The organism is Mycobacterium helveticum (assembly GCF_007714205.1).
GTDB lineage: Bacteria > Actinomycetota > Actinomycetes > Mycobacteriales > Mycobacteriaceae > Mycobacterium > Mycobacterium helveticum.
In genome coordinates this window covers 90,574-99,048 of the sequence record NZ_VMQU01000005.1, presented here as the reverse complement: position 1 = coordinate 99,048, position 8,475 = coordinate 90,574, and the positions used below count along the sequence as shown (strand labels likewise).

General features: G+C 69.5%; 10 protein-coding genes and 1 pseudogene. 4 read left to right on the top strand and 7 right to left on the bottom strand.

The annotated features are described in order from the left end of the window. The 4 genes and pseudogenes from FPZ47_RS02395 to FPZ47_RS02380 all read right to left on the bottom strand — a co-directional run. Positions 1–182 (bottom strand): annotated as a pseudogene (locus tag FPZ47_RS02395) (alanine and proline-rich secreted protein Apa); the annotation flags it as partial. A gap of 109 nt (positions 183–291) precedes the next feature. Further along, the gene (locus tag FPZ47_RS02390) at positions 292–486 is read right to left on the bottom strand and encodes a hypothetical protein (protein WP_144947476.1); all 195 of its coding nucleotides are present in this window, start codon (positions 484–486) and stop codon (positions 292–294) included. Between the two features lie 13 nt (positions 487–499). Beyond that, complete coding sequence (locus FPZ47_RS02385; protein ID WP_144947473.1) at positions 500–685, bottom strand: hypothetical protein; 186 nt, start codon at positions 683–685, stop codon at positions 500–502. Between the two features lie 11 nt (positions 686–696). Then, positions 697–2,499, bottom strand: a complete 1,803-nt coding sequence (locus FPZ47_RS02380; RefSeq protein WP_281291736.1) for an NAD(P)/FAD-dependent oxidoreductase — start codon at positions 2,497–2,499, stop codon at positions 697–699. Positions 2,500–2,750: 251 nt separating this feature from the next. On the opposite strand from FPZ47_RS02380, the gene FPZ47_RS02370 reads away from it, so the two are divergent. From FPZ47_RS02370 to FPZ47_RS02355, 4 genes are all read left to right on the top strand, one after another. Further along, on the top strand, positions 2,751–3,428 hold the full coding sequence (locus tag FPZ47_RS02370; protein WP_144947464.1) for an SDR family oxidoreductase: 678 nt from the start codon (positions 2,751–2,753) through the stop codon (positions 3,426–3,428). Positions 3,429–3,492: 64 nt separating this feature from the next. Further along, the gene (locus FPZ47_RS02365; RefSeq protein WP_144947461.1) at positions 3,493–4,410 is read left to right on the top strand and encodes an LLM class F420-dependent oxidoreductase; all 918 of its coding nucleotides are present in this window, start codon (positions 3,493–3,495) and stop codon (positions 4,408–4,410) included. A gap of 205 nt (positions 4,411–4,615) precedes the next feature. Further along, entirely contained in the window at positions 4,616–6,004 is a 1,389-nt protein-coding gene (locus tag FPZ47_RS02360) for an NAD(P)/FAD-dependent oxidoreductase (protein WP_144947458.1), read from the top strand. Positions 6,005–6,097: 93 nt separating this feature from the next. Continuing rightward, a complete protein-coding gene (locus FPZ47_RS02355; protein ID WP_210419812.1) occupies positions 6,098–6,379 on the top strand; it encodes a hypothetical protein in 282 nt (93 codons plus the stop codon). A gap of 23 nt (positions 6,380–6,402) precedes the next feature. Here the strand turns inward: FPZ47_RS02355 and FPZ47_RS02350 are convergent, their stop codons facing one another. Genes FPZ47_RS02350 through FPZ47_RS02340 form a run of 3 tightly spaced genes read right to left on the bottom strand, consistent with a single transcriptional unit; the run spans position 6,403 to position 8,373 of the window. Beyond that, entirely contained in the window at positions 6,403–7,050 is a 648-nt protein-coding gene (locus FPZ47_RS02350) for an urease accessory protein UreD (RefSeq protein ID WP_144947455.1), read from the bottom strand. After that, on the bottom strand, positions 7,050–7,727 hold the full coding sequence (gene ureG, locus FPZ47_RS02345) for an urease accessory protein UreG (protein ID WP_144947452.1): 678 nt from the start codon (positions 7,725–7,727) through the stop codon (positions 7,050–7,052). The genes FPZ47_RS02350 and ureG overlap by 1 nt, the downstream gene beginning before the upstream one ends. Before the next feature lie 10 nt (positions 7,728–7,737). Next, entirely contained in the window at positions 7,738–8,373 is a 636-nt protein-coding gene (locus FPZ47_RS02340; protein WP_144947449.1) for an urease accessory protein UreF, read from the bottom strand. Between the last annotated feature and the right edge of the window lie 102 nt (positions 8,374–8,475).

Below are 8,475 nucleotides of genomic sequence, written 5' to 3'. Positions count from 1 at the left end.
GCATTGGGGTCCCCCGGCGCGGGTGCGGGCGCGGCGGTGGTGGCCGGGGCCGGGGGCACGGGCTCCGGATCGGCGTGCGACGTCGCCGGCAACGCGATCGTGACGGCGCTGGTCACGGCCGCGATCGCCAGCGTGGCCCACAGTCCCCCGCGACGCGTTGAGTTCAGGTCCTCCCGATCCATGGCGACGAACCTACCGCGTTACGGCTGTGACGCAAGTGTGGCTTGCTGACAATGTGGTGCGGCTTTTCGCCTGTTGCCGATGCGACAACCGACCAGCGCGCCGGCCCGCTCACCCGGCACGTCGCTGCGGCGCCGGGTATGGCGCCACCTCGTCGGCCTTGACGCCGGACCACACCCGTTCCCAGGGGGTCAGCCCCGATTCCGCGGCGGCCGCGACGGTGACCCGAGCGGTCAGGCCGGGCGCGCCGTCGGGCTGGTCCCGACCGCGCACCGGCACCGCCGCGCGAAGCTGCAGCCGGCTCAACGCCGGCGACGGGTCAGTGGTGACCGCTGAAGATGATCCGCATCATCTTGAGATTGATGCTGGTGAAACGCCAGAACTGCACGAGCAGGTTCTGCCGCATGCGCAGCTTCGACCTGGTGGGCAGCGGCGCACCGGCGATCCGTTCGGCGGTCCGTACGTTCACCTCTGAGTCGACGCTCTCACTGTCCATGGAAGTCATCGGACCGCCTTTCACTCGGGGATCAACCACCAGAACGGCCTCGCCTTGGCCTTGTAGATGAACATGTAGTGCAGCAACAATTTGATCCAGTGCCCGGCCAGACCGAGCTCGCCGGACGTGCCGGCGATGTCGCGGCCGGTCTGCGGGTACTTCTTCGGGTCCGGGACGACCGGGAACATCGTCATCGCGGCGGCCGACCCCTCGCGCAGTCCGGACCCGGCGGAGGCGACGCACGCCGCGCCCATGGTCGCCATCGAGGCGCGGTGGGCGGCGGCGTCGGGGTGCTTGATGCGGTCCCGGATGGTTTCGGCGACCGTCTTGGCCATGATCCCCGACGGCATGCCGGTGCGCGGCGGGCTCGGGGTGATCACCGTGCCGTTGGGGCTCTTGCGCGGCCGGGAGATCGGGTGCGGCGGTGCGAACGCGATGCCCGGGGCGAAGATGTTCCGGTACGCCGGGGACTCGTAGGTGTGGGGCCAGTCCTCGGCGGACCACTCGTCGTACGGCTTGCCCGAGTAGTCGGCGTCGACCTTGAGGAACCCCGACGGCGCGAACAGCTTGGACGTGATGTCGTTGCCGGCATTGTCGTAGGCGGCGAGGGGAACGCCCTTGAACGGCGGCAGCAGCATCGCGAAGTCGAAGTCCAGGTCGTGCTCCTTGCCGTCGAGCTGTTCGTAGCGCAGCTTGCCTTCCATCACCTCGTGCACGGCCGCCTGGGTGATGGCGTTGACGCCGCGCTCACGGAACAGCGACTCGGTCCACATCCGGCTGGACTGGAGAAAGCCCTGCTCCTCGAACTGCATGCCGTCGACGCCGAAGTCGCCGAGCTCGTATTCGTTGGTGAGGTAGAAAATCTCGGCCATGTCGCGCAGACCGGCCGTCCGCAGCGTGTGTTCGACGTTGAAGGCGTATTCGAACGCCGCTCCCTCGCAGGTGCAGGTGCCGTGCCCCACGCCGATGACCAGGCGCTGTTTCTCGCCGGCCCGCATCTTGGCCATGACCTTGTGCAACGCCGCGGACGCCTCGATCGCGTGGTCGGCCGTGCACACGGAGTACGAGTGCCCGTCGGGGCCCAGGCCGGGCGTGGCCGCGAAGTTCAGCTGCGGGCCCGTGGCGTTGATCAGGTAGTGATACACCACGGAGCCGGTCTGGCCGTTGCGCTCGGCGTCGGTATAGGTGAAGTCCACCGTCGGCGCCGCCTCGCCGCCCGTCCCCTCGGGACGGATCGCGGTCGCGCGGGCCTGATGGAAGATGATGCCCTTGCGGTCGTAGATCGGTTTCAGCGGAATCAGCACCTTGTCCGCTTCCATGCGGCCGACGCCGACCCAGATGTTCGACGGGATCCAGTTCCAGTCGGCGTTGGGGGAAATCACGACGACCTCGTGCTTGCGGGGCAGCCACCGACGCAGGTGCAGCGCGGCGGTGTGTCCCGCGATACCAGCGCCCAGGATGACGACTCGTGCCATTGATGCTCCTCGGTCGGACCAGGCCACAACGGTGCTGCGGCGCGACGTTTCCCAGGGTACCCCTGGGGGTATCAAGTCCGAAAGGCGGCTCGGCTCATCCTGGTTCAGCGGGCTGCTCTTGGTGGGAGCACCTGGTAACCCGGCGGGCACCAGCGTGTTCGCGGCGAAGTTTCTCGCGGCGCCGGCCAGCAGTCCCGCGTTGGCGACCGTGTGTATCTGCGTGGCGGCCGCCGCGGCGCAGGCGTCGGCGGTGGCGGCCCGGGTCGGCTGCGTCGCCGGTTCCGAGGAACCGGCGAACTCGAGACCGGCGGCGTCGCCGACGGACCCGAGGCCGATCTCACCCCGCATCCGAGCGGCGCCGCCGACACCAGACAAGCCGTGAAGCCGACCGGACGTACGGGTGAACCAAAAGCGGCGGCGCGCGTCCGGGCGGGGTTGCCGTGATGGCCGCATAGTTACCGAAATTGCCCGCGCGTCGCGGCGTCGGGGATTTCACTGGCTAGCTACCGTCCAGTAACATAGGCTGAATCTCAGGCGCCGGAACCAGGGCTGCGGGCACGGGCTCCGGATCTGGGTTCGACGGTGAACACGAGGAGGTCATGCCAGTGGACGTGCTGGTCACCGGCGGGGACACCGAGTTGGGGCGCACAGTCGCCGAGGGTTTCCGCGACGCCGGACACAAGGTGACGCTGGTGGGCGCACGCCGCAGCGACGTCGAGATCGCCGCCAAGGAACTCGACGTGGACGCGATCGTCTGCGACACCACCGACCCCGCCAGCCTCGACGAGGCCCGCGGGCTCTTCCCCCAGCACCTGGACACCATCGTCAACGTGCCCGTGCCGTCCTACGACGCCGCCGACCCGCGCACCTATTCGATCGCCGACACCGCGCACGCGTGGCGCGCCGCCCTCGACGCGACGGTGCTGTCGGCGGTGCTGACCGTGCAGGCCGTCGGCGACCACCTGCGCTCCGGCGGCTCCATCGTCGGCATGGTGACGGAGAACCCCCCGGCCGGCAGCATCGACGCCGCGATCAAGGCCGCGCTGTCGAGCTGGGTCGCCGGGCAGGCCGGCATCTTCGGCACGCGCGGCATCACGGTCAACGCCGTCGCGTGCGGGCGCAGCGCCCAGGCCGGTTACGACGGCCTGTCGCGCACGCCCCCGCCGGTCGCGGCGGAGTTCGGTCGCCTGGCGTTGTTCCTCACCACCCCGGCGGCCCGCCACATCACCGGCCAGACCCTGCACGTGAGTCACGGCGCGTTGACCCAGTTCGTCTGAGCCCGTTGGGGTTGGTGCGACCCGCCGGTCTCCCCACCGCGGGTAGATCGCTACGGTAACTGGCGTGGCTATACGACTGGGTCTGCAGATTCCCAACTTCTCCTACGGCACCGGGGTGGATCAGCTCTTTCCCACCGTGATCGCCCAGGCCCGCGAGGCCGAATCGGCCGGCTTCGACTCAGTGTTCGTGATGGACCACTTCTACCAACTGCCCATGCTGGGCTCGCCCGACCAGCCGATGCTGGAGGCCTACACCGCCCTGGGGGCGCTGGCCACCGCCACCGAGCGCGTGCAACTGGGCACCCTGGTGACCGGCAACACCTACCGCAATCCCACCCTGCTGGCCAAGACCATCACCACGCTGGACGTGGTGAGCCGGGGCCGGGCCATCCTGGGCATCGGCACCGGCTGGTTCGAACTCGAGCATGACCAGCTGGGCTTCGAGTTCGGCACCTTCACCGACAGGTTCGACCGGCTCGACGAGGCGCTGCAGATCATCCTGCCGATGCTCAAGGGCGAGCGACCGACCTTCTCGGGCACCTGGTATCGCGCCACCGAGGCGCTGGCCAATCCCCGCTATCGCGACCACATCCCGCTGATGATCGGCGGCAGCGGCGAGAAGAAGACGATCCCGTTGGCCGCGCGCCATTTCGACCACCTCAACGTGATCGCCGGGTTCGACGAGCTGCCGCGCAAGGTGCAGGTGGTGCGCCAGCGGTGCGAGGAGATCGGGCGCGACCCCGCCACGCTGGAAACCAGCACGCTGGTCACGGCGCTCGTCGACAAGAATGCCAAACCCGACCAGATTCCCCCGGAGATGAGCCGGCGGATGGTGGTCGGCGGTGCCGAATCGGTCGCCGAGCAACTCAAGACGAACGTGCTCGACGCGGGCATCGACAGCCTGATCATCAACATGCCGTTCTGCTCACCCGGCGTGATCGCCGCGGCCGGCGAGGCGCTGCGCCCGATCTTGGGCCTGTAGAGGTCCTGCCTGTAGAGGGCCTGCCGGAACGGTCGCGCCGCCGGCGCCCGGCATGACGAGTATCACGTCCCGTAACCTGAGGAAATGCGCTTCGTGTGGTTGATCGCACACGCTTGCGGTTTGGGTTTGGGGGTACTCCTGTGACTACCGTGTTCAGCGAACCGGAATTGCGCGTCAAGGAGCCCCTCAGGAGCAGCGGATACATATGAGCCCCCAGCCAGAAGGTACAGCTGGAGCCAATCGTCGGCACCGAGTCGTCATCATCGGATCGGGATTCGGCGGACTCAACGCGGCAAAGAAGCTGAAGCGAGCCGACGTCGACATCAAGATGATCGCCCGCACAAGCCATCACCTGTTCCAGCCGTTGCTGTACCAGGTGGCCACGGGGATCATCTCGGAAGGAGAGATCGCCCCGGCCACCCGGGTGGTGCTGCGCGACCAGCACAACCTGCAGGTGCTGCTGGGCAACGTCACCCACATCGATCTGGCCAACAAACGGGTCGTCTCCGACTTGCTGGGCCACACCTACGAAACCCCCTACGACAGCCTCATCGTCGCCGCCGGCGCGGGCCAGTCCTACTTCGGCAACGACCACTTCGCCGAGTTCGCGCCCGGCATGAAGTCGATCGACGACGCTTTGGAGCTGCGCGGGCGCATTCTGAGCGCCTTCGAACAGGCCGAGCGTTCCCGGGATCCGGAGCGCCGCAAGAAGCTGCTCACGTTCACCGTCGTCGGGGCCGGTCCCACCGGCGTCGAAATGGCCGGTCAGATCGCCGAATTGGCCGAACACACGTTGAAGGGCGCGTTCCGGCACATCGACTCGACCAAGGCCCGGGTGATTCTGCTCGACGCCGCCCCCGCGGTGCTGCCGCCGTTCGGGGACAAGCTGGGACGGCGGGCGGCCGCGCGGCTGGAAAAGATGGGCGTGGAGATCCAGCTGGGTGCGATGGTCACCGACGTGGACCGCAACGGCATCACGGTCAAGGACGCCGACGGCACCGTCCGGCGCATCGAGTCCCAGTGCAAAGTCTGGTCGGCCGGGGTCTCGGCCAGCGGGCTCGGCAGGGACCTCGCCGAGCAGTCGGCGGTCGAACTGGATCGCGCCGGCCGGGTCAAGGTGCTGCCCGACCTGTCCATTCCCGGACACCCGAACGTGTTCGTCATCGGCGACATGGCCGCCGTCGAGGGCGTGCCGGGCGTGGCGCAGGGCGCGATCCAAGGCGCCAAGTACGTCGCCCGCACGATCAAGGCCGAACTGGGCGGGGCCGACCCGGCGCAGCGGGAGCCCTTCCAGTACTTCGACAAGGGTTCGATGGCCACGGTGTCCCGATTCTCCGCGGTGGCCAAGGTCGGCCCGCTCGAGTTCAGCGGATTCATCGCCTGGCTGGCCTGGCTGGCGCTGCACCTGGTGTACCTGGTCGGTTTCAAGAATCAGTTCACCACGCTGGTGTCGTGGGCGGTGACCTTCCTGAGTAACCGGCGCGGCCAGCTGACCATCACCGAGCAGCAGGCCTTTGCGCGCACGCGGCTCGAACAGCTGGCCGAACTGGCAGCCGAGGCGCACCGCTCGGAAAACACCCGGGTCGCCAGTTAGCCGACAGTAAGCCGGGGGCTTGCCGCGGGCTGAGCCGGGCCGATTCCTTCGCCCTCGCGGTTAGCCCCGGTTAGCCCCGACGACGTCGGTCCGATGGGGATACGGTCCTCGACCAATCTGTTCGGGACCTGCGCGCCCGGGAAGTACAAGCTGGGCCGCTGGGGACTACCCGTCAACATCGGTGCGCTGATCCACGGTGTCGCGGCCATCGTCAACCTCGCCTGGCCCCGGGAGCCCTACAAGCCCTGGTATGACGACTACATCATCGCGATTCTGTCGGTGGCCGTCGTCGGGCTCGGCGCCGTGTACCTGGTGCTCACCCGGGCCGACCAGAACAGCGACGCCCCATACAACGACGCCATTCCCGCACGCTGAGCGACGCACCGGGCGGGGACCGGCTAGCAGGACAGCCGGTCGCCCTGCCAGGTGCTCAGCGTCCCGCCGTCGGCCAAGGCCAGCACCGTCGTGCGGGAGTCGGCTGGCGCAGCGGAAGCGATTGCCGGATAACGCAATTCGCTGACGTTGGCGCGCGGGGCGCACAGCGCGTCGTCGGCCAGGGATCCGGCGCCCAACTCCACCCGGTGTCGCGTCAACGGCCGGTCGTTGCGGTCGGCGCACAGCGCCCCCGACCAGAACCCTTCCCGCTCACCGAATCTGCCGATCTGGACCCGCTCACGCAGCCGGATCGATGCCTCGTCGTGCAGCCGCAACGAGATGCCGGACAGGTGACGCGCAGTGGCGGCGACGACCGTCGGCTCGACGTCGACGTCCAGGTCACCGGCCACCTCCATGGCCCACCGTGCGTGTGAGGTCGGGGTCGCCGGTCCCGGCAGCGCGACGGTGGCCGCGGCGCTGCGGATTTTCAGCCGGGCTCCCGGCTCGACGACCACGCGAATGTCGATGGCGTCGCCGCCCAGCGGGGTCGCGGCTGTGGAAACCAGGTGCACCGTGTCCGGTCTGGTGCAGCGGGCGGTCACACCGCCGCCCCGGCATTCGATGCGCGGCAACCGGTTCGGGGCGGCGACCAGCAGGAGCTCGGAACGCATCAGCGGCGGGCCGCCTCGCGCAGTTGCGTCCGGACCCACGCCAGCACCCCGGTCGCGGCCGGGTCCTCGGTCAGGGACTGCAACACCGTCGGACGGCCCTCGCGCACCGCGTCGGCGTCGCGGGCCATCACCTGCAGGCTGGCGCCCACCAGCGGTGCCAGGTCGGTTTTGTTGACCACCAACAGGTCCGAGAAGGTCACCCCCGGCCCACCCTTGCGGGGCACCTTGTCGCCGCCGGCCACGTCGACGACGAAGATCTGCACGTCGACCAGTCCCGACGAGAACGTGGCGGTGAGGTTGTCGCCGCCGGACTCGACCAGGATCAGGTCCAGCGCGTCGTGGGCGGCGACCAGGTCGTCGATCGCATCGAGGTTCGCGGTGATGTCGTCGCGGATCGCGGTGTGCGGGCAGCCGCCGGTCTGCACGGCCGCGATCCGGTCGTCCGGCAGCACCGCGTGCCTGCGCAGGAAGTCGGCGTCCTCGGTGGTGTAGATGTCGTTGGTCACCACCGCCAGCGACAGCTCGTCGCGCAACTGCCGGCACAGCGCGGCAACCAGCGCCGTCTTACCCGAGCCGACCGGTCCCCCGATCCCGATGCGCAGCGGCTCACCGGGTCCGCGGACGCGCCGGGGCCGGTCGATGGGGGCGTGGGTGTGGGTGTGAGAATGCGTTGTCATGTAGAGCCTTTCAGGATGCGAACAAAGGCCGCTCGCGTTCGGCGTGCCGCTCTGCGAGCGTGTCGAGCAGCGGGTCGGACAGGTCGGCCAGTCCCTTGGTCGCTTCGGCGGCGGTGTGCTCGCACAGCTCCGCGAGCCGGAACGTGCACGCCGCCACGTCGGCCGGGTCCAGCGCCAGCAGCCGCTGCGCGGCCGTCGCGGAGCCGGTCATCGTGGTGTAGACGACGCTCACCGCGCCCTGCTCGGGGCTCAGCCCGCCGGCGGCACCGACCCGGCCCGCCGCCACGGCGAGGTGCGGGTGGGAGCCGATGGCGTCCCAGTCCGCGTCCGCCCAGACCCGTCGCGCCAGCCGGGTCAGCCCCCGGCCCTGGCTGCGCGAGGCCCGGCGCGCCGCCGGGGACGGGGTGCGCGCGTCGGCCTCCCGGTCGGCGTCGTCCGGGGTGAGCTCGCCGCGGTGCACCGCCGCCGCGATCGATGCGGCGACCAGCCCGTGGCTGCGAATCCTCCTGCGCAGGAAGGCTTCCAGCGTCTCCATGTTGGTCACCAGGCCGCTGGTGACGGCCTCTTCGACGCCGCCGGAGTGTACGTGCGCGCCGGTGGGCAGCCGCGAGTCCGCCAGGGTCAGTAGCACCGCGAGGGACATCATCGGGCGACGGTCGTTCCCGCGGCATCGGTCGACGGCGGCCGCGCCCGCGGGCTCGGCATGAGGAGGGTGGACATATTCGTCGATCCTGCCACGCCCCGGTGC